The sequence below is a fragment of the Vallitalea pronyensis genome (assembly GCF_018141445.1).
Lineage (GTDB): Bacteria > Bacillota > Clostridia > Lachnospirales > Vallitaleaceae > Vallitalea > Vallitalea pronyensis.
In genome coordinates this window covers 382,644-404,766 of record NZ_CP058649.1, presented here as the reverse complement: position 1 = coordinate 404,766, position 22,123 = coordinate 382,644, and the positions used below count along the sequence as shown (strand labels likewise).

11 protein-coding genes, 5 tRNA genes and 3 rRNA genes are annotated in these 22,123 nt (G+C 39.5%); all 19 read left to right on the top strand.

All coding sequences use genetic code 11. The features are described from left to right. Window positions 1-15: 15 nt before the first annotated feature. The 19 genes from recF (at window position 16) to HZI73_RS01625 (ending at window position 22,064) form a co-directional block, all read left to right on the top strand. The gene (recF, locus tag HZI73_RS01715) at window positions 16-1,101 is read left to right on the top strand and encodes a DNA replication/repair protein RecF (RefSeq protein WP_212696541.1); all 1,086 of its coding nucleotides are present in this window, start codon (window positions 16-18) and stop codon (window positions 1,099-1,101) included. A gap of 261 nt (window positions 1,102-1,362) precedes the next feature. Continuing rightward, window positions 1,363-3,273 (top strand): DNA topoisomerase (ATP-hydrolyzing) subunit B, encoded by a 1,911-nt coding sequence (gene gyrB / locus HZI73_RS01710; protein ID WP_212696540.1) that lies wholly within the window; start codon window positions 1,363-1,365, stop codon window positions 3,271-3,273. Between the two features lie 37 nt (window positions 3,274-3,310). Then, complete coding sequence (gene gyrA / locus HZI73_RS01705) at window positions 3,311-5,863, top strand: DNA gyrase subunit A (protein ID WP_212696539.1); 2,553 nt, start codon at window positions 3,311-3,313, stop codon at window positions 5,861-5,863. A 302-nt stretch (window positions 5,864-6,165) separates the two neighbouring features. Then, on the top strand, window positions 6,166-7,512 hold the full coding sequence (locus tag HZI73_RS01700; RefSeq protein ID WP_212696538.1) for a CAP and S-layer homology domain-containing protein: 1,347 nt from the start codon (window positions 6,166-6,168) through the stop codon (window positions 7,510-7,512). Between the two features lie 367 nt (window positions 7,513-7,879). Beyond that, complete coding sequence (locus HZI73_RS01695; RefSeq protein ID WP_212696537.1) at window positions 7,880-8,722, top strand: fumarate hydratase; 843 nt, start codon at window positions 7,880-7,882, stop codon at window positions 8,720-8,722. A gap of 94 nt (window positions 8,723-8,816) precedes the next feature. Next, on the top strand, window positions 8,817-9,380 hold the full coding sequence (locus HZI73_RS01690; protein WP_212696536.1) for a Fe-S-containing hydro-lyase: 564 nt from the start codon (window positions 8,817-8,819) through the stop codon (window positions 9,378-9,380). A gap of 48 nt (window positions 9,381-9,428) precedes the next feature. Next, window positions 9,429-9,926, top strand: a complete 498-nt coding sequence (locus HZI73_RS01685) for a hypothetical protein (protein ID WP_212696535.1) — start codon at window positions 9,429-9,431, stop codon at window positions 9,924-9,926. A 539-nt stretch (window positions 9,927-10,465) separates the two neighbouring features. Then, on the top strand, window positions 10,466-11,611 hold the full coding sequence (locus HZI73_RS01680) for a BMP family ABC transporter substrate-binding protein (protein ID WP_212696534.1): 1,146 nt from the start codon (window positions 10,466-10,468) through the stop codon (window positions 11,609-11,611). A 98-nt stretch (window positions 11,612-11,709) separates the two neighbouring features. Beyond that, a complete protein-coding gene (locus HZI73_RS01675) occupies window positions 11,710-13,248 on the top strand; it encodes an ABC transporter ATP-binding protein (RefSeq protein WP_212696533.1) in 1,539 nt (512 codons plus the stop codon). Between the two features lies 1 nt (window position 13,249). Next, the gene (locus HZI73_RS01670) at window positions 13,250-14,362 is read left to right on the top strand and encodes an ABC transporter permease (protein WP_212696532.1); all 1,113 of its coding nucleotides are present in this window, start codon (window positions 13,250-13,252) and stop codon (window positions 14,360-14,362) included. After that, window positions 14,362-15,285 (top strand): ABC transporter permease, encoded by a 924-nt coding sequence (locus HZI73_RS01665; protein ID WP_212696531.1) that lies wholly within the window; start codon window positions 14,362-14,364, stop codon window positions 15,283-15,285. Before HZI73_RS01670 ends, HZI73_RS01665 begins: the two co-directional genes overlap by 1 nt. Window positions 15,286-15,788: 503 nt before the next feature. After that, window positions 15,789-15,879, top strand: a tRNA-Ser gene (locus tag HZI73_RS01660). A gap of 290 nt (window positions 15,880-16,169) precedes the next feature. Further along, window positions 16,170-17,698, top strand: a 16S ribosomal RNA gene (locus tag HZI73_RS01655). A gap of 163 nt (window positions 17,699-17,861) precedes the next feature. After that, window positions 17,862-17,979, top strand: a 5S ribosomal RNA gene (rrf, locus tag HZI73_RS01650). Window positions 17,980-18,613: 634 nt separating this feature from the next. Beyond that, a 23S ribosomal RNA gene (locus HZI73_RS01645) occupies window positions 18,614-21,518 on the top strand. The 16S, 23S and 5S rRNA genes sit together here with 5 tRNA genes alongside, the layout of an rRNA operon. Before the next feature lie 135 nt (window positions 21,519-21,653). After that, window positions 21,654-21,727 (top strand) — tRNA-Asp (locus tag HZI73_RS01640). A 38-nt stretch (window positions 21,728-21,765) separates the two neighbouring features. Then, a tRNA-Val gene (locus HZI73_RS01635) sits at window positions 21,766-21,838 on the top strand. A gap of 62 nt (window positions 21,839-21,900) precedes the next feature. Beyond that, window positions 21,901-21,973 (top strand) — tRNA-Thr (locus HZI73_RS01630). Between the two features lie 9 nt (window positions 21,974-21,982). Next, window positions 21,983-22,064 (top strand) — tRNA-Tyr (locus tag HZI73_RS01625). Window positions 22,065-22,123 lie beyond the last annotated feature (59 nt).

The window sequence follows — 22,123 nt, the reverse complement described above, 5'->3', positions numbered from 1 at the left end:
AAAGGCGTGTTGGAGATGTTTATTAAGACATTATCATTAAAAGATTATCGCAATTATGAGGAAGGTGTTATCCATTTTTCAGAGGGGATTAACATCTTGTTTGGCAAGAATGCTCAAGGGAAAACCAATGTCTTAGAAGCCATATACCTGTGTGCAACTTCCAGGTCCCATCGGACAAGTAGTGATAAAGAACTTATACGATTGGGGGAAGAAGCTACCCATGTCAAATTGACTGTGAATAAACACGACGTGGATGAAGACATTGATATCCACATTCGGAAAAATAACCGAAAAGGCATTGCCATTAACAAAATACCTATTAAAAAGTTAAACGAATTAATGGGTTTACTTCATGTGATTATTTTTTCGCCAGAGGACCTTGGTCTCATTAAAAATGGTCCAAAAGAGCGAAGACGTTTTATCAACATTGAACTGTGCCAATTAGACCATCTGTATTATTACCACCTGCAGCAATACCACAAGGTACTTAAACAAAGAAATAATTTACTAAAAAATGTGAAAAATTTCCAAGAAATTGACCAAACTATAAGTATATGGGATGATCAATTGATTGGTCATGGTATCAAAATCATTGAAAAACGAGAAGCTTTCTTACACGATTTAAACCACATCATACAAAAGATACACGGTGATATATCGGGTGGGACAGAACAGCTTGAGATGATTTATGAGAAAAATGTAACCATGGATGGGTTTAAAGAGAGACTGTCCCAACAATTAAAAAAAGACATTAAGTTTGGTTCCACCAGTGTAGGACCTCATCGGGACGATATGATGTTTTTAGTCAATGGCATTGATATACGTAAATATGGGTCTCAAGGGCAACAACGAACAGCAGCACTCTCACTGAAATTATCAGAAATACAACTTGTCATGGACCAGATAGACGATACCCCTGTTTTACTTTTAGATGATGTTTTATCGGAGCTTGATCAGCATCGGCAGCAGTATTTAATGCATACGTTAAACCACATACAAACCATTATTACATGTACGGGTATCGAAGATTATATTAAAAACCGAGTGCAGATTGGTAAACTTTATGAAGTCACAGATGGCCATGTAAGATTGTATACGTAAATGAATGTGAGAAAAGGATAAAGATCGTGGGCCTTTTGTACGATATAAGCTTCGTGGGACAAATTTGCAATAATTTACAGTTTATTATATAATAGTTAGAATAGGGATAAACATGACTTTATACGAGACATGGTAAAAAATGCCTCTAATTCTTAGTGAGTCAAGTGGACAGAAGTCAGCAGAAAAACTGTCATGAGGATATTAAACAAGAGCTCCTAAGTAAAGCATTGACATGTCCTAAACATATATAGGAGGTTTATTATGAGTAACTTATCGGATTATAATGAGAGTCATATACAGGTATTAGAAGGTCTTGAGGCCGTTCGAAAAAGACCAGGTATGTACATTGGTAGTACATCAGCCAGAGGTCTCCATCATTTGGTATATGAGATTGTCAACAATTCAGTGGATGAAGCATTAGCTGGTCGTTGTGATTTTATTGAGGTAACCATTCATCCGGATAATTCCGTATCTGTTTTAGATAATGGGCATGGTATTCCTGTTGGTATCCATCATCAGAAAGGTATTCCTGCTGTTGAAGTTGTTTTTACCATTCTACACGCAGGTGGTAAATTTGGTGGAGGCAGTTATAAGGTATCAGGAGGGCTTCACGGTGTAGGTGCATCGGTCGTTAATGCCTTATCCGAGTGGTTAAAAGTACAAGTGTACACCGAAGGAAAAATCCATGAGCAAAACTACAAAAGAGGAGAAGTCATGCATCCTCTAAAAGTTGTAGGTGATATAGATAAAACAGGATCGTATATTCATTTTAAGCCAGACGCTGAAATATTTGAAGAACTTGTCTTTGACTTTGATACCCTTAAACAGCGTTTACAGGAAATGGCGTTTTTAACAAAAGGACTCAAAATCAAATTTGTGGACCTGAGAGAAGAAGAAGAGAAGAAAGAAGTGGTTTTCCATTATGAAGGCGGTATCAAAGAGTTCGTGAAATACCGTAATCGTAATAAAGATACCCTTTATGATGCTATTGCCTATGCAGAAGGTGAAAAAGATGGTGTGTATGTGGAAGTTTCTTTCCAGCACAATGAATCCTATGTGGAGAATATCTTTACATTCGTTAATAACATCAATACGCCAGAAGGTGGTACCCATTTAAGTGGTTTTAGAACGGCCTTTACAAAAACATTGAATGATTATGCCAGAAAAAATAAATTTTTAAAAGACAACGAAAAAAACTTAGCTGGAGAAGATGTAAGAGAAGGTATAACAGCTGTTATCAGTATTAAGATTGAAGACCCTCAATTTGAAGGTCAGACAAAACAAAAGTTAGGTAACAGTGAAGCAAGAGGAGCAGTGGATTCCATTGTATCGGAACAGCTCACCTATTTCTTAGAGCAGAACCCTTCAGTGGCTAGGATTATATTAGAAAAAGCGGTTATGGCAAGCCGTGCAAGAGATGCAGCAAGAAAAGCAAGAGATTTAACCAGAAGAAAAAGTGCATTAGAAAGTACATCCTTACCAGGAAAATTAGCGGATTGTTCCGATAAAGACCCTGCTAATTGTGAAATCTATATCGTTGAGGGTGACTCTGCCGGTGGATCAGCCAAATCGGCTAGGTCCCGTCAGACACAAGCTATTTTACCTCTTCGTGGTAAAATTATTAATGTGGAAAAAGCCAGATTAGATAAAATACTAAGCAACAAAGAAATTCGAGCCATGATTACGGCTTTTGGTACAGGCATATCTGAGGATTTTGATATTGAAAAATTACGTTACCACAAAATCATTATCATGACCGACGCCGATGTAGACGGTGCTCATATTCGTACGCTATTGTTAACCTTCTTCTATCGTTACATGCCAAAGCTTATCGAACAAGGAAAAGTCTATATTGCACAGCCCCCACTCTACAAAGTCACGAAAAACAAACATTCACAATACGTGTACAACGATCGTGCCCTTGAACGATTAATGGAGGAAATTGGCCGAGACGGTATAACCCTTCAACGTTACAAAGGTCTTGGTGAGATGGATGCTGAACAATTATGGGATACAACCATGGACCCAGAAAGACGAATTTTACTAAAAGTTGATATAGAGGATGCAGCAGGTGCTGATGAAGTATTCACCACATTAATGGGCGATAAAGTAGAACCTCGGCGTGAATTTATACAATCACATGCTAAACAGGTTCGAAACTTAGATATATAGATGCCGATAAGCATCGTTATATGGGAGGATTAATAGAATGGACGAAAGACAAGAATATGATCAAATTATATCCGTTGAATTACAGGATGAAATGAAGAAATCCTATATTGATTATGCCATGAGTGTTATTGCATCTCGGGCATTACCGGATGTAAGAGATGGGCTTAAACCTGTTCATAGAAAAATTCTATACGCTATGAGCGAGCTTAATTTAACACCAGATAAGCCTTATCGTAAATCAGCCCGTATCGTTGGTGATACAATGGGTAAGTATCACCCACATGGTGATAGTTCCATTTATGACGCTATGGTACGAATGGCGCAAGATTTCTCTACAAGGTATCTCTTGGTAGATGGCCATGGTAACTTTGGTTCTGTGGATGGTGATAGTGCAGCTGCTATGCGTTATACAGAAGCAAGAATGAGTAAAATGGCACTGGAATTACTTGCGGATATTGGAAAAGATACCGTTGATTATAAACCAAACTTTGATGAATCGTTAAAAGAACCAGAGGTTTTACCAGCAAGGTATCCGAACCTATTAGTGAATGGTACATCGGGTATTGCTGTGGGTATGGCAACCAACATACCACCTCATAACCTCAATGAAGTCATTGATGGTGTCGTGAAGATTATTGACAACATTGTTGTTGAAGAACGTGACACGGATATAGAAGAATTAATTGAAATCGTCAAAGGACCTGATTTCCCAACCTATGGTAAAATCTTAGGGAAAAATGGTATAAAAGAAGCTTATCGTACAGGTAAAGGTAAAGTTAAAGTTCGAGCAACAGTGGATATTGAACCCATGGGTAACAATAAACAACGGATTGTTGTGACAGAATTACCTTATCAGGTGAATAAAGCTCGTTTGATTGAAAAAATAGCTGATCTTGTTAAGATGAAGAAGGTTGAGGGTATATCGGACCTTCGTGATGAATCCGATAGAAAAGGTATGTCCGTTGTCATTGAATTAAAACGTGATGCCAATGCCAATGTAATCATCAATCAATTGTATAAGCATACACAACTGCAAGAAACCTTTGGTATCAACATGCTGGCGTTAGTCAAGAACGAACCCAAAATCTTAAACCTGAAGCAAATGCTTGTCCACTACCTTAACCATCAGAAGGAAGTTGTTACAAGAAGAACCCAGTTTGAACTGAAAAAAGCCGAAAATCGTGCCCACATTTTAGAAGGTTTACTAAAAGCACTTGATTTTATAGAAGAAGTTATTAAAATCATCAGAGGGTCTAAGAGTACTGCTGAAGCAAAAATTAACTTAACGGAACGTTTTGGCTTCAGTGATATACAGGCACAAGCCATCGTGGATATGCGTCTACGTGCTTTAACCGGCTTAGAGAGAGAAAAGATTGAAAATGAGTACCGAGAACTCATGGAAAAAATTAAGTACTTAAAATCCATCTTAGCCGATGAAAAATTATTATATGGTGTCATCAAAGAAGAAATCATGATTATCCGTGAAAAATATGGTGATGAGAGAAGAACGGAGATTACCTATGATGCAGGTGAGATTTCCCTAGAGGACCTTATTAAGAAAGAGCCTACAGTCATTACCATGACACACTTGGGTTATATTAAACGTATGCCCATCAATACGTATAAGAGTCAACATCGCGGTGGTAAAGGAATAAAAGGTATGCAGACAAGGGATGAAGATTTTATTCAAAACCTATTTATCACATCCACCCATCACTTTATCTTGTTTTTTACCAATAAAGGAAAAGTATACCGTTTGAAGGCATATGAAATACCAGAATCAAGTAGAACCGCAAGAGGTACCGCATTAGTGAACCTCTTACAGTTAGATGCAGGTGAACATATAACAGCGGTTATCCCTCTGAGTAAGTATAGAGAAGATCGTTATTTATTAATGGCTACCAAAAGAGGTATCATAAAGAAAACCAACATTATGGAGTATGTCAATATTCGTGTGAGTGGTCTTCAAGCCATTAATCTAAAAGAAGACGATGACCTGATTGAAGTTAAGTTAACCGATAATGAACAAGATATTATCTTAGGTACCAAATATGGTCAGTGTATTCGATTCAGTGAAGAAGATGTCCGTGTTATTGGTCGTACATCCATGGGTGTAAGGGGTATGAATATTAATGATGATGATGAAGTCATTGGTATGCAGCTTACATCACAAGGTACCGATTTATTGGTTGTTTCCGAAAAAGGACTTGGTAAACGTACAGACATTAATGAGTTTACAACCCAACGACGGGGCGGTAAAGGTGTGAAATTCTATAAGATTACCGAAAAAACAGGTAATGTAGTCGGTATGAAGGCTGTTAATGAGGATAATGAGCTGATGTTGATTACAACAGAAGGCATTGTTATTCGTATACGTGTCAGCGATATATCACGATTTGGACGTATTACATCTGGCGTAAGATTAATGAACTTAGATGGGGATATATGTGTAGCCGGTATTGCGCGCATCAAAGAGCAAGATACCCATGAAGAAGATGATGGGCATGAAACAGAGGGTGCAGAGGCGATGATACAAGCAGAAACAGCTGAGGAAATGGAAATAGAAGAGGAATCGGATCAAGAGGTGTAATTAAAAAAAATGTGAACAGGCTGTCTTATCAAGTATTAGGTATACTTGATAAGAACAGCTTTTTTATTTTTCATCTACTCAAAAGATTAACATGGCGATTTTTGTGACTTTTTAAGGGTTTTTTTAAGGAACTTGTAATATACATGTAACAGTAATGCCATGTACATCTGTTATAATAAAATAGGTGATAGGGCCTAGAATGCTATTGATCATGCATGATCATAGAACAGTTTTGTAAATAAAAGCATTATAACGTATAAATCATCTGATATGAGACATAACTTGGTGGAGGTGAATGCAGCATGAAAAAATTAGCACGATGTATTTGTTTATTGGTAATCATGGTTATGTTCTGCAGCATTCATAGTTCTGCAGAAGATTATGATCGTCGACATGCCCTAAAGGCCATTAATCAAGTACGTGAAGACATGGGTATTAAACCTTTAGAAAAAAACTCAAAGTTGGAACAGGCAGCTAATACCCATAGTAAATATATGTCCGTCAATAACAGCTTTTCTTTGATTGAAGAAAATGGTAACCATTATTATCGGGGGCGGTATAGTTGGGACCGTGCTTCATATTTCTATTATTCCAATCCTTTTATTACAGAATTTATCCATAATCAGTTAGACAGTATTCAGCAAGGTATTCAAGATTTTATGAATAATCCTTATTCAAGAGTAACCTTTTTAGACCCTCTGTATGAGCACATTGGTATGGGGAATTATAAAGACATGTATACTTACGATTTAGGTGGACAATCAAGGGATATTTCTGGTGATAAATTATTAGCTGTTTATCCCTATGATCAGATGGAAGATGTGCCAATTTCATGGGAAAATAATTATAAAATAGATCCTTACCGTCAGGTAGATGGTGTAAAAGGGGCAGTAGGTGTGCCCATTACCATCACCTACTATTCAGATAGTAAAAAAATAAAAACCATGGACGTTCAGGATGTGGCATTGGTGAATACAACAGACCATCAGCCAGTGAAAACAGAAGTTATTTTGCCTCAAGATGATAAGTATTTAACCAATACTTTAATGATTTTGCCCCTGGAAGCGTTAGATTTAGAAACCACCTATGCACTGACATTAAATGCTGATTTTACATTTCGTAATGGTTATGCCAAAGTAGATAAACAGAATAAAATAGAGGTGCATTTTTCTACAGAAAAAAGAGATATACCTTTGACTAGGGGTATTCTAGTGGAGCATTTAGTTAAGGATTTAGATTATGAGCTACTGATACCTAAGACCATGTTTGAAGATATTGATAAAGAGTCTGAACTGGCCAAATACATTTACACGGCTTATCATAATAGTCTTATTAATGGGTATCATGATAATACATTCCGGCCAAATGTAAATATAACGAAAGAGCAAGTGTATACCGTGTTAATACGTGCTTTGGAAAAGCGGATAGGGCAGAATAAGTTGGACATTAAAAAAGATAATGTGCGTTTTTATCATGCTAGTAGTTGGGCGGTTGTTTATCTTAATAAAGCTTATGCTATTGGACTTGTTTCTGAGGATACTTCTGTTAACTTTACAGAAGGGATATCGTTGAAGGAATATAAAGAAGTGATGAAGAACTTTTTAGAGATATATAGACAATATGGGGCTTTTCCTCGATTTGTGTATTAGGATGCATAGATGGAGGGGAGTTCTTTTTTTTGAGAATGGGCAAGACATACGTAGATGGTGAGGTATCAAAAAACTGCTCATGTTAAATCATCGAAGAAAGCCTAAGTTCATGAAAAGATAACTTCTTAAAACTTAAGAACTCGCAAGCTCAGACACTTAAGTTTCTTAACAGAAGTTATCTTTTCATTCACTAAGGTTTTCTAACGATGATTTAAAAATCGCAGGTTTTCGATACCTCACCATCTACTTGGCTAGTGAATTTAATTTGTTGTGGTAGTTTAGGGAAAGCCTTAATGGATACAAAAGCTTGACGAATGGGGTTTAAACCTTTAAGATAGGATATGATAACATGATTATGGGAGGAACTATGAGAGAGATATTAGCGGATCAAATAATCGATCATATAAAAGACATGTGCATAGAGGCGAATTGTCATGTGAGTCAGGATATATTGCAAGCTATAAAAGAGAAGAAAGAAGTGGAAGCATCACCTATTGGTAAAAATATATTGGAGCAGATTGAAGAGAATGCTTATATTGCGAAGAATAGCATGATGCCTATGTGTCAAGATACGGGTATGGCCGTTGTTTTTTGTGAAGTGGGGCAAGATGTGCATGTAACAGGTGCACCTTTGACAGAAGCCATTAATGAAGGGGTTCGGAGAGGTTATGAAGAAGGTTTTTTAAGAAAATCGGTGGTAAAAGATCCTTTTTTTAGGGAAAACACCAAGGATAATACTCCTGCAATTATTCATTATGATATCGTACCAGGTGATCAGATAAAGCTTACATTAGCTCCCAAAGGATTTGGTAGTGAGAACATGAGTAAAATTGCCATGTTAAAACCTGCTGATGGTATGGCAGGTGCTAAAAAAGCCATTATTGATATTGTTGAACAAGCAGGTGCTAATGCTTGTCCGCCTATGATTGTAGGTGTTGGGATTGGAGGAACCTTTGAGAAAGCTGCTTTTCTTGCTAAAAAAGCGTTATTAAGACCCGTTGGCCAGCAGTCAGCTGTACCCTATGTAAAAGAAATGGAACAAGAGCTGTTAGATGACATCAATTGTTTAGGAATTGGACCAGGGGGATTAGGTGGTTTTACCACAGCATTAGCTGTTTTTATTGAAACGTATCCGACGCACATTGCAGGTTTACCTGTAGCTGTTAATATCAGTTGTCATGCTACACGACATTGTTCACGTATCCTATAGTGTGCGTTAACAAATGTTTATGCCGATGACTTGTTTTTATCGTTTACACAGGGTTTTTATTTAACATGATGTACTAAATTGAGGGAGGCAGAATATGGCCATACAATTAGATTTGCCTTTGACAGAAGATAAGGTAAAAAAGTTAAAAGCAGGGGATCAAGTACTTTTATCAGGTACAGTTTATACATCTCGTGATGCGGCTCATAAGCGTATGATGGACCAATTAGAACAAGGGGAAGAATTACCCTTTGCTATGGAGGATAATGTGATTTATTATGTAGGACCTTCTCCTGCAAAAAAGGATGCCATTATCGGCTCAGCAGGACCAACAACCAGCTATCGTATGGACCCTTATGCACCATCGTTACTTGATCAAGGATTAAAGGGTATGATTGGTAAAGGTGATAGGAGTAAAGAAGTCATTGAGAGTATGAAACAAAATAAAGCAGTTTACTTTGCAGCAGTAGGCGGTGCAGCTGCTTTATTAGCAGATAAAATTAAAAAAGTTGATATCATTGCTTATGAAGATTTAGGCACAGAAGCTGTCCGTAAGATGGAAGTAGAAAACTTACCACTTATTGTTGTGATTGATTGTGAAGGCAACAATCTTTATGAAAGTGAAAAAGAAAAGTATAATCGTCGTGTTGAGCACGTATAATGCAACATATAGCGATCACATAAAATAGAGAGATAGGGGATGTATCCCATGCATCAAGAAATTACTAAAAAAGAGAAAATATCAGGTATTAGACTATTGTTACTTATTATGATTGCGGCTGTATTTTTAATTTTATTTAATGCTTTAGCAAGTACTGTATTAGGTAAAGTTAATACCAGCTTTATTGATGCTGTCACATTAATTTTTGCAAGTGCCATGGCTTATATGTTTATCAGAAGATATATGACGTCATATAAGTATTTGCTTATTGAAAATGATTTTATTATACAAGAGTTAACAGGTTCCAAAGAAAAATTATTACTCAATATTAATGTGCATCAGATAGTTAAGTTAGAAACCATTGACAAACCCGAATATATAAAGGATTACAAACAAAAATATGCCACAAAAAGAAAGTTAAATAAACATTTAAAAGGATTAGAAATCTATTATTGTATTTATGAAAAAGATGATAAAAACCACTTTATAGAGATTCAGCCATCGAAGGATTTTATACAAATCATAAAAGATAGAAAATTAAGCTAATCTTACAATAAGTTAATAATATTTAGTCTTTGGAATAAAATGGAAATAAATATAAATGGTATAAGGAAAATGTCTTAATTTTCCTTATACCATTTTTTTCAATATTACCATAATTTTAAATTAAATTAAGTAAAATTTATGACAAATTTTTGTTTGTGTGATAATATAAGTATAAGATTATTGCATATATTATATTTCTTGCCATTCAAACTTAGCATAAGCTAAGTTTATATTATCATGACAGTTATTATAGGTCAAATAGCTGTTCATGTTATGGTATGGAATGAATAGGGTTAATAGTCTAAGGCAATAACGTTCATGCTTCATCGTGGCATAACTTCCTGAATAGAATATAGCATATCCACCGTCATATTTCCAAGCTTATGGTTAGATTTAGTCTTAAAGACTGCTACCTTCAGATGAAAAGGTAAGGTAACATTTAAACAGTGAGCTTGATTTTAATGTGGACATGTTCAGAAAGTTATATGAATCATGAGACGGTTGCCAATATAATTTGTTTAATCTGGGAGGATTGTTGTATGAAAAAAGTATTATCAATTTTAGTAATGTGTACCATGGTATTATCATTACTTTTAACAGGCTGTGGAGAGAAAAAATCCGATGAACCGGCATCAGGTGGCGATGCTGCCAAAGTTTCAGATAGTACAGAAAAAGATAAAGACGCAGAAGAAGATAAAGAAGAAGATAATAAAGAGCAAGAAACAATGGCTAAGGCTGATCTGATGATCAGTATGGTTACGGATACAGGTGGTATTAATGACCAATCCTTTAACCAATCTGCATGGGCAGGTTTGGAAATGGCACAATCTGAATTAGGTATCGAAGTAGGTTTCCTTGAGTCCACTCAAGAATCCGATTATGCACCTAACTTAGAAAACTTATATGATCAAGGTAATGATCTTATGTGGGGTATTGGTTACCTTATGGGGGATACAGTTTTAGAAGCTGCTAAAACGAATCCAGATAAAAAATATGCAACCATTGATTTTTTCTATAGTGATGCTGATCCAGAAACGGCTCCGCCAGAGAACCTATTAGGCGTTACATTTAGAGAGCAAGAACCTTCTTTCTTAGTGGGTTACATTGCTGGTAAAATGACCAAGACAAATAATGTTGGTTTTGTAGGTGGTATGGACTTTGACGTTATCTGGCGTTTTGAAAATGGATTCAAAGCCGGTGTAAAGACTGCTAATCCAGATTGTGAAATTCAAATCCAATATGCTAATGATTTTGGTGATACGGCAAAAGGTAAAGCCATTGCTAACCAAATGTATCAAAAAGATGCAGATATTATCTTCCATGCTGCTGGTTATACAGGAACAGGTGTTATTGAATCAGCTGTAGAGAATGGTAAATATGTGATTGGTGTAGACGTTGACCAAAAAGCTATATTAGGTAAAGATGAAATTATTACTTCTGCTATGAAGCGTGTTGACCAAGCCATCTTTAATGTAGCAAAAGATTTAAAAGATGGTAAATGGGAAGGTGGATCCAATATCACTTACGGTTTAGCTGAAGGCGGTGTTGGTATTGCACCATCATCATCAGATGCAGTGCCAGCAGATATTTTAGAAGAAGTTGCCCAGTTAGAAAAAGACATTATTGCTGGTAAAATTATAGTGCCTGGAACACAAGAAGAGTATGAAGCACAATTTCCAGAGTAAGCATATGGGATTTTCATACATAGTTTAATCATGTACAGCTCAGACAAGAGTCTGAGCTGTAATTTAGTATATGCCTTTAATGACTAGCAGGAGAAAGGATGGGTAACTTGCAGAATGTAGATTATTCAACCAAAGTTATCGAAATGAAGAGTATTACTAAGAAATTTGGTCCATTTATTGCCAATGACCACATTGATTTAACGGTATACAAAGGTGAAGTGCATGCCCTGCTTGGTGAAAACGGTGCAGGTAAGTCCACACTCATGAATCAGCTATACGGTATGATTGAACCAACACAAGGTGATATTTATATTCATGGCCAACGGGTAAAGGTCACCAATCCTAATATTGCTATTGGGCAAGGTATTGGTATGGTGCATCAGCATTTTATGTTGGTGGAGCCTTTTACTGTTGTAGAAAATATTATTCTTGGCTGCGAATTAACAAAGTCCATGGGTGTACTAAACATGCAAAAGGCTAAGGATGATGTGAAAGCATTATCGGAAAAATATGGTCTTTTTGTTAATCCTGATGATAAGATAGAAGATATAACAGTAGGTATGCAGCAACGTGTAGAAATACTAAAAGCGCTGTATCGAGGTGCAGATATTCTTATTCTTGATGAACCCACAGCTGTGTTAACACCTCAAGAGATTAAAGACTTAATCGGGATTATTGATAATTTGACCAAAGAAGGTAAAACGGTGATTATCATTACCCATAAATTAAAAGAAATTAAGGAAGTGGCTGACCAATGTACCATTATTAGACGAGGTAAGTGTATCGATTCCGTAAAAGTAGAAGACGTAACAGAAGAAGAATTAGCGGCTAAGATGGTGGGAAGAGAAGTTACTTTTAAAGTGCCAAAGGATGATGCTCAGCCAACAGATGTTGTGTTATCTATTAAGGATTTGGTTGTTAAGGATAATCGTGGCTTAGTAGCTGTTAATGGCTTATCCCTAGAGGTTAAAAGAGGAGAAATACTTGGTATAGCTGGCGTAGATGGTAATGGGCAAAGTGAACTGGTAGAAGCTTTAACAGGACTTAGACCAACAGAGAGTGGACAAGTATGTGTTAATGGAAAAGAAATTACTAACTTTTCACCACGAAAAGTTATGGATAATAAAGTATCGACTATACCACAAGATAGACAAAAAAGAGGCTTAGTATTAGACTTTACCGTTTATGAGAACATGGTATTGGAAAACTTTATTAACGAACCATTCTCTAAGAAAGGTATATTACAGAAAGACGCTATTATTGATTATGCAAAGAAGTTAATTAATACCTTTGATATTCGGCCTACCGATGAAACAGCACATGCAAAATCTTTGTCAGGTGGTAATCAACAGAAAGTCATTATTGCCAGAGAGATTATGAATGATCCAGATATTTTAATCGCTACCCAGCCAACAAGAGGATTAGATGTTGGTGCAATCGAATACGTACATAAGGCACTTGTGAAACAAAGAGATGAGAATAAAGGTGTGCTGTTAATCTCACTTGAGTTAGATGAAATTATGAATGTTGCGGATCGTATTGCCGTCATCTATGAAGGAAAAATTGTATGTGTCATGGATCAAAAAGATGCAACAGAGATGAAATTAGGACTCGAAATGGCAGGGGGCAAAAAATAAAATGGAAAAGAGAAAAATTCTTTCAAATAGTACGAAGATGACGTTTTTATCTATCCTTTTTGGTTTAATTATTACCGCTATTATCTTATTCATAGCAGGTTATAATCCTCTACAGGTATACTATGTGATTGTAAAAGGTGTGTTTAGTAAACCCAAATACATATCCTATACCATCATTAAATCCACACCTTTAATTCTAACAGGATTATCTGTAGCTTTTGCTTTCAAAACAGGATTATTCAACATTGGAGCTGAAGGGCAATTTATCATAGGGACCATTGTCGCTTCTTTATTAGGCTATTTTCTAAAACTACCTTATATTATCCATCCAATCGTTATTATCCTATTTGCTTCTTTAGCAGGTGGTGTATGGGGCGCCATTGCAGGGTATCTGAAAGCTAGGTTTGGCATTAATGAAGTTATATCCACCATTATGTTAAACTGGATTGCGTTGTATGCACATAATGCGGTTATTAATATACCAGCATTCTTAGCACGAACCAATAAAGCACATCCCATACGGGAAACAGCCAGCATTGTATTTATGGAAGGTTTTAAAAAATCCGAGTCTGGAAAAGAATGGCTGATGGATCATCCTCAGATAAGGGATATATTAAAAACCCCTCTTAATTACGGTTTTATTATTGCTATCATTGTAGCCGTTATCGTTTGGTATGTATTGAATAAGACCACGTTAGGTTTTCGATTAAGGGCGGTTGGTTCCAACAAATTCGCTGCGGAGTATGGTGGTATAAATGTAAAGAAGAGTATTGTCACGTCCATGGGTATTTCCGGTTGCATCAGTGGTATGGCAGGTGCATTAATGATATTAGGTGTATCAAAAGGTATTACAACATTGGCAGCTACGGAAGGCTATGGATTTGATGGTATTGCAGTAGCTTTGATAGGCAGTAACTCACCCATTGCATGTATTTTTTCAGGACTATTCTTTGGTACATTAAAATATGGTGGATCAAAAATTCAATCACCACCAATAGGAGCGCCAACAGAGGTTATCAATATTATGATTGGTACCATTATATTCTTTATAGCAATTCCAAGAATCATTTATTTATATCGTCGTTTTAAAACTAAAAAAGAGGTGATTGAATAATGGATAGTTTAGGATTTATATTAGGTACAACGCTGATGTACTCCACACCTCTCATCTATACATCCCTAGGTGGTGTGATATCCGAACGATCAGGTGTTGTTAATATTGGTTTAGAGGGTATGATGACCATTGGTGCTTTTATAGGTGCTACCGTAGGTTATTATTCGGGCATATGGTGGTTAGCGCTCATATGTGCAGGATTAGGTGCAGGGGTATTAGGATTACTTCATGCCATTGCATCCGTTACCTTAGGTGCAGAGCAAGTGGTATCGGGTATAGCCATTAACTTTTTAGGTCCCGGAGCAGCATTATTCTTATGCCGTAAATTTTTTGATGGAAAATCCATGACAACAAGCATTAATTTAGATAAAAAAATACCAAAGCTCTTTAAAGGTGTATTTCCGGAGCATTCCATTTGGGAAAATATTTTTACCCAAGAGGTAACGGTATATTTAGCGTTTCTTATTGTTATTGTGATGTGGTTTGTGCTCTATAAGACAAAGCTAGGTCTTCGTGTTAGAGCTGTTGGTGAACATCCAAAAGCAGCAGATACCTTAGGGATTAATGTACACCGTATAAGATATGGAGCTGTTATCTTATCTGGGGTCTTATCGGGCCTAGGTGGAGCTTCTATGAGTATAGGTGTAGCATCTAATTTCTTTCCATCCCTTATATCCGGTCAAGGTTTTATCGCTTTAGCAGCCATGATCTTTGGGAAATGGAAGCCCCAAGGTGCCTTAGGTGCTTGTCTCATATTTGGTGCAGCCCAAGCTATGGTTATTTTCTTAGGTGGACAAGATATTGCCGTATCCAATGATATATTATCTATGATTCCTTATGTATTAACCCTTGTTATACTCATGGGCTTTGTAGGTAAATCAGTAGCACCAGCGGCTGATGGTACACCTTATTTAAAGGAATAATGCATACCTAGAGGATACTCCCCTTATAGTAATAAGCAGATAGGAAAGATACTATAAGGGGAGAATTACTTAAAAACATGTTAAGAATAATGACAATATGCTTCATGACAGTTTTGCTATATTTAAAAATTTCCTTCCATATTTATTAGGAGGTTAAAGTTCTACATATGAACCATAGATGATAAGAAGATGAGAAGTTGGTACCTATTTTTATGTAATCCTATATTATAGAAGAGAATGATATGGTGAAAATCCGTCATCCCGAATGAATCACAAAAGATACAGTAACTTTTCTAAAGAATACTATCCTATATAAAGATGCTTCATGGTGAATAAATAAGGAATAAGCACTCCATAATAAGAGAGAAGTTTCCCCATAATTAAAGGCTTTAGAAATTTTCGCAAAATAGCAAAAAACTTATTGACATTAAGAACAACCTCTAGTATAATAACTCTTGCACTACTCATTAGAGCATCACTTAATAGTTTAAATAATTCAGCGTGGAGAAGTACTCAAGTGGCTGAAGAGGTGCCCCTGCTAAGGGTATAGGTCGTTTACGCGGCGCGAGGGTTCAAATCCCTCCTTCTCCGCCATTTTAATTGTTTAAAAAACTAAGTGATAAAATGTTAAAAAAAGTTGTTGACAAACACAGGGATACATGATAAGATATTCTTCGTTGTCTCTAAGAAACACAGTGTACAACAGCTTTACAAGAACCTTGAAAACTGAACAGTGAAACAAACCAAAAGCTTATAAAAGCTTTACCCAAATAATTCCTTTGTAAATTCAGAGAATTGTTTTGTATAACTTAACAATCTCAAACAAAGAAGACGGTAGTCTATAAAATACAATTGCCAGATTAGTCTGGTCAGAATAAACTTTTTAACATGAGAGTTTGATCCTGGCTCAGGATGAACGCTGGCGGCGTGCTTAACACATGCAAGTCGAGCGAGAAACTTGAGGATGACCCTTCGGGTGATTCCTTAAGTGGACAGCGGCGGACGGGTGAGTAACGCGTGGGTAACCTGCCCTATGCAGGGGGATAACGCACTGAAAAGTGCGCTAATACCGCATAAGACCACAGGATCACATGATCGAGTGGTAAAAACTCCGGTGGCATAGGATGGACCCGCGTCTGATTAGCTAGTAGGTGAGGTAACGGCTCACCTAGGCGACGATCAGTAGCCGACCTGAGAGGGTGATCGGCCACATTGGGACTGAGACACGGCCCAAACTCCTACGGGAGGCAGCAGTGGGGAATATTGCACAATGGGGGAAACCCTGATGCAGCGACGCCGCGTGAAGGAAGAAGGTTTTCGGATCGTAAACTTCTATCAGCAGGGAAGATAGTGACAGTACCTGACTAAGAAGCCCCGGCTAACTACGTGCCAGCAGCCGCGGTAATACGTAGGGGGCAAGCGTTATCCGGATTTACTGGGTGTAAAGGGTGCGTAGGCGGCGGAGTAAGTCAGATGTGAAAGCCCCAGGCTCAACCTGGGGACTGCATTTGAAACTGCTTTGCTAGAGTGCAGGAGAGGAAAGTGGAATTCCTAGTGTAGCGGTGAAATGCGTAGATATTAGGAGGAACACCAGTGGCGAAGGCGACTTTCTGGACTGTAACTGACGCTGAGGCACGAAAGCGTGGGGAGCGAACAGGATTAGATACCCTGGTAGTCCACGCCGTAAACGATGAATGCTAGGTGTCGGGGGTCGAACCTCGGTGCCGCAGCAAACGCATTAAGCATTCCACCTGGGGAGTACGATCGCAAGATTGAAACTCAAAGGAATTGACGGGGGCCCGCACAAGCGGTGGAGCATGTGGTTTAATTCGAAGCAACGCGAAGAACCTTACCAAATCTTGACATCCTTCTGACCGTTCCTTAATCGGAACTTTCCTTCGGGACAGAAGAGACAGGTGGTGCATGGTTGTCGTCAGCTCGTGTCGTGAGATGTTGGGTTAAGTCCCGCAACGAGCGCAACCCTTATCTTTAGTAGCCAGCAAGTAAAGTTGGGGACTCTAGAGAGACTGCCGGGGACAACTCGGAGGAAGGTGGGGATGACGTCAAATCATCATGCCCCTTATGATTTGGGCTACACACGTGCTACAATGGTAGTGACAAAGGGAAGCGAAGTGGTGACATGGAGCCAACCCCAAAAAAGCTATCCCAGTTCGGATTGTAGTCTGCAACTCGACTACATGAAGTTGGAATCGCTAGTAATCGCGAATCAGCATGTCGCGGTGAATACGTTCCCGGGCCTTGTACACACCGCCCGTCACACCACGGGAGTTGGAAGCGCCCGAAGCCAGTGACCAAACCTTTATGGATGGAGCTGTCGAAGGTGAAGCCGATGACTGGGGTGAAGTCGTAACAAGGTAGCCGTATCGGAAGGTGCGGCTGGATCACCTCCTTTCTAAGGAAGATCGTTAAAGCCGAGGCTTTAAACGATAAGTAGAATTGCATGGAATAAGTAAAGCATAGCCGAGGTGTTATTACGTGTTAATAACATTTGTTTCACTGTTGAGTATTCAAGGGAAAAACAACATATACCGTTTATTCTAAGAATAGAAGAGATTTCTGGTGGTGATGCGTCTATGGGACATACCCGTTCTCATACCGAACACGATGGTCAAGCCACAGACGGCCGATGGTACTTGGTTGGAGACGACCTGGGAGAGTAGGTGGCTGCCAGATTGCCAATAGTTTTCAAGGCTTTACTTAACAAAGAAAAGGCTAAGAAAACTTTAAAAAAGTGCTTGACATAGGGCAAGTGACTATGATAATATAGCCTAGCGCTTAAATCAAGCCAAAGAAAAGTTATAAAAAAGCAATCGTTTTGCATACGCAAAGCCGATGCTTATCGAACATTGAAAACTTCACATTGAAAAGATATTTAACAAAGAAGAAGTCATTCTTTCAGGAGATAACTTCTAAGGAAAGAACCTTTTGTCATGCCATAAAATGTATGCAAAAGATTTATCCATTGTTAAATACTGACATCAAATGATAATCAATTATCCTATGATTTAAAAGAAAGCACTTGTTTTGCATACGCAAAGCAATGCTTAAAAGAACCAAGAGTAACCAAGAACAAGCTACGTATCCTATTGTCAACAATAGGAGCATACAAATAACTTGTAAATCTTAGCTCTTAGTGCGATCAATGCATGCTTGATTGGAAGGTTGTTATACCTTGTTTATAAGAATCTTACGAGAAAAGCTGTTAATGGCAATGACATGTTCAATTCGTTCATCTAAGCCTTACAATTCTTCAAGAACCACGAAGAAATGTAAGACTAAGAAACACGAAGATGAACAAGTCATATGAGGTCAAGCTAATAAGAGCAAAGGGTGGATGCCTTGGCACTAGGAGCCGATGAAGGACGTGATAAGCTGCGAAAAGCTTCGGGGAGGCGCAAATAGCCATCGATCCGGAGATATCCGAATGGGGAAACCTGACTGGGAAAAGCCCAGTTACTGCATGGTGAATACATAGCCATGTAGGGGGAACTCGGGGAACTGAAACATCTAAGTACCCGAAGGAGGAGAAAGAAAAATCGATTCCCTAAGTAGCGGCGAGCGAAAAGGGAAGAGCCCAAACCTAAGAACTTAGTTCTTAGGGGTTGAGGACCGCAGAATGTATCTCGACGTTTAACCGAATGGTTTTGGGAAAGCCAACCAAAGAAGGTGAAAGTCCAGTAGGTGAAAGACCGAGAGAGCAGGCGGTATCCAGAGTAGCACGGGACACGAGAAACCCTGTGTGAAGCTGGGGGGACCACCCCCCAAGGCTAAATACTCCCTAGTGACCGATAGCGTATAGTACTGTGAAGGAACGGTGAAAAGAACCCCGGGAGGGGAGTGAAAAAGAACCTGAAACCCTTTGTTTACAAGCAGTCGAAGCTCGTATATAAATCAGAGCGACGGCGTACTTTTTGTAGAACGGTCCGGCGAGTTACGTATAACTGGCAAGGTTAAAGACTAAAGGTCTGGAGCCGAAGGGAAGCCAAGTCTTAATAGGGCGTTAAGTCAGAGTACGTAGACCCGAAACCGGGTGACCTACCCATGGTCAGGATGAAGTTACCGTAAAAGGTAATGGAGGTCCGAACCCACACGTGTTGAAAAACGTGGGGATGAACTGTGGGTAGCGGAGAAATTCCAATCGAACCCGGAGATAGCTGGTTCTCCTCGAAATAGCTTTAGGGCTAGCCTTGATGGAGTCTAATGGAGGTAGAGCACTGAATTGTCTAGGGGGCCGCGAGGCTTACCAAAACATATCAAACTCCGAATGCCATATAGATGCTCATCAGGAGTCAGACTGCGCGAGATAAGTTGGGTAGTCAAAAGGGAAAGAGCCCAGACCACCAGCTAAGGTCCCAAAGTACATGTTAAGTGGAAAAGGATGTGAGATTTCGAAGACAACTAGGATGTTGGCTTAGAAGCAGCCATACATTCAAAGAGTGCGTAATAGCTCACTAGTCGAGAGATCTTGCGCCGAAAATGTCCGGGGCTAAAACATGACACCGAAGCTGTGGATTGATAGTAATATCAGTGGTAGAGGAGCATTCTTAACTGGGACGAAGCTGTACTGTAAGGAGCAGTGGACTGTTAAGAAGAGAGAATGCCGGAATGAGTAGCGAGAGAGAAGTGAGAATCTTCTCGGCCGAATATCTAAGGTTTCCAGAGTAAAGCTGATCTTCTCTGGGTAAGTCGGGACCTAAGGCGAGGGCGAAAGCCGTAGTCGATGGACAACAGGTTGAAATTCCTGTACCGCATGCAAACAGAACTGTGGGGACACAGGAGGATAGGAAAAACGGGGAATGGAAAAACCCGTTCAAGTACAAAGGATAGGAAGACAGGCAAATCCGTCATCCGTTTCTGAAGTACGATGAGGACCGAAATATAAGTAGGGAAGTTTCTGAATCCAAACTGTCGAGAAAAGCCGCTATTGTTTTGTATGTGCCCGTACCGTAAACCGACACAGGTAGATGAGGAGAGAATCCTAAGGCCGACGGGAGAAGCGTTGTTAAGGAACTCGGCAAAATGACTCCGTAACTTAGGGATAAGGAGTGCCTCTTTAGAGAGGCCGCAGAGAATAGGCCCAAGCGACTGTTTAGCAAAAACACAGGTCTCTGCAAAACCGAAAGGTGAAGTATAGGGGCTGACGCCTGCCCGGTGCTGGAAGGTTAAGAGGAGGGGTTAGCGTAAGCGAAGCTCTGAATTTAAGCCCCAGTAAACGGCGGCCGTAACTATAACGGTCCTAAGGTAGCGAAATTCCTTGTCGGGTAAGTTCCGACCCGCACGAAAGGCGTAACGATTTGGGCACTGTCTCGACAACGCGCCCGGTGAAATTGTAGTACCGGTGAAGATGCCGGTTACCCGCGACAGGACGGAAAGACCCCGTGGAGCTTTACTCCAGCTTGATACTGGGATTCGGTATTACATGTACAGGATAGGAGGGAGACGTAGAAGCAAGGACGCCAGTCTTTGTGGAGTCGCTGTTGGGATACCTCCCTTGTAGTACTGGATTTCTAACCTAGCACCCTAAACGGGTGTGGGGACAATGTCAGGTGGGGAGTTTGACTGGGGCGGTCGCCTCCGAAAAGGTATCGGAGGCGCTCAAAGGTCATCTCAGAATGGTTGGAAACCATTCGCAGAGTGCAAAGGCATAAGATGGCTTGACTGTGACACCGACGGGTGGAGCAGGTACGAAAGTAGGACTTAGTGATCCGGTGGTATGAAAGTGGGATTGCCATCGCTCAACGGATAAAAGCTACCCCGGGGATAACAGGCTTATCACTCCCAAGAGTTCACATCGACGGAGTGGTTTGGCACCTCGATGTCGGCTCATCGCATCCTGGAGCTGTAGCAGGTTCCAAGGGTTGGGCTGTTCGCCCATTAAAGCGGTACGCGAGCTGGGTTCAGAACGTCGTGAGACAGTTCGGTCCCTATCCGTCGTGGGCGCAGGATATTTGAGAGGAGCTGTCCTTAGTACGAGAGGACCGGGATGGACGAACCGCTGGTGTATCTGTTGTATTACCAAGTGCATAGCAGAGTAGCCAAGTTTGGAAGGGATAAACGCTGAAGGCATCTAAGCGTGAAGCCCCCCTCAAGATAAGATATCCCATACCGTAAGGTAGTAAGACCCCTTGAAGACGACAAGGTTGATAGGTCGGAGGTGTAAGCATGGTAACATGTTCAGCTGACCGATACTAATAGGTCGAGGGCTTGACCTAGCTATGATTTAGCTAAGGGTTAAGATGTATAAGTTATAAGTAAGTACTTGTTTTGGTAATAATGGATAAATGAACGATTATATAATGATGTGCATGTATTTTCAATGTGTTGTTTTGAATGTTTGATCATTCTGAGGCCCAGTGGTTCAGTTGGTTAGAACGCCGGCCTGTCACGCCGGAGGTCGAGGGTTCGAGTCCCTTCTGGGTCGTTGGTCGAAAGACTTATGGCAATACAATTTCATTCCCAGGGCGCATAGCTCAGCTGGGAGAGCACCTGCCTTACAAGCAGGGGGTCACAGGTTCGAGCCCTGTTGCGCCCACTAAATCAAATTCTATTCCTTACACGGATAGAATTTTATATAGCACGGCAATCGTGCGTAATGCCGACGTGGCTCAATTGGCAGAGCAGCTGACTTGTAATCAGCAGGTTATCGGTTCAAGTCCGATCGTCGGCTTGGTAACATGGAGGGGTTCCCGAGTGGCCAAAGGGGGCAGACTGTAAATCTGTTGGCACCGCCTTCGAAGGTTCGAATCCTTCTCCCTCCATTTAAGAATTGGCTTTGCTTAAGCAAAACAATTTCTTACCATTAAAGCTTTTTTAATGG

Coding starts and splice junctions, on each gene's coding strand:
- HZI73_RS01675 (WP_212696533.1), top strand. CDS start 11,710: ATGGGTAACTTGCAGAATGTAGATTATTCAACCAAAGTTATCGAAATG.
- HZI73_RS01680 (WP_212696534.1), top strand. CDS start 10,466: ATGAAAAAAGTATTATCAATTTTAGTAATGTGTACCATGGTATTATCA.
- gyrB (WP_212696540.1), top strand. CDS start 1,363: ATGAGTAACTTATCGGATTATAATGAGAGTCATATACAGGTATTAGAA.
- HZI73_RS01665 (WP_212696531.1), top strand. CDS start 14,362: ATGGATAGTTTAGGATTTATATTAGGTACAACGCTGATGTACTCCACA.
- HZI73_RS01690 (WP_212696536.1), top strand. CDS start 8,817: ATGGCCATACAATTAGATTTGCCTTTGACAGAAGATAAGGTAAAAAAG.
- recF (WP_212696541.1), top strand. CDS start 16: ATGTTTATTAAGACATTATCATTAAAAGATTATCGCAATTATGAGGAA.
- HZI73_RS01700 (WP_212696538.1), top strand. CDS start 6,166: ATGAAAAAATTAGCACGATGTATTTGTTTATTGGTAATCATGGTTATG.
- gyrA (WP_212696539.1), top strand. CDS start 3,311: ATGGACGAAAGACAAGAATATGATCAAATTATATCCGTTGAATTACAG.
- HZI73_RS01685 (WP_212696535.1), top strand. CDS start 9,429: ATGCATCAAGAAATTACTAAAAAAGAGAAAATATCAGGTATTAGACTA.
- HZI73_RS01670 (WP_212696532.1), top strand. CDS start 13,250: ATGGAAAAGAGAAAAATTCTTTCAAATAGTACGAAGATGACGTTTTTA.
- HZI73_RS01695 (WP_212696537.1), top strand. CDS start 7,880: ATGAGAGAGATATTAGCGGATCAAATAATCGATCATATAAAAGACATG.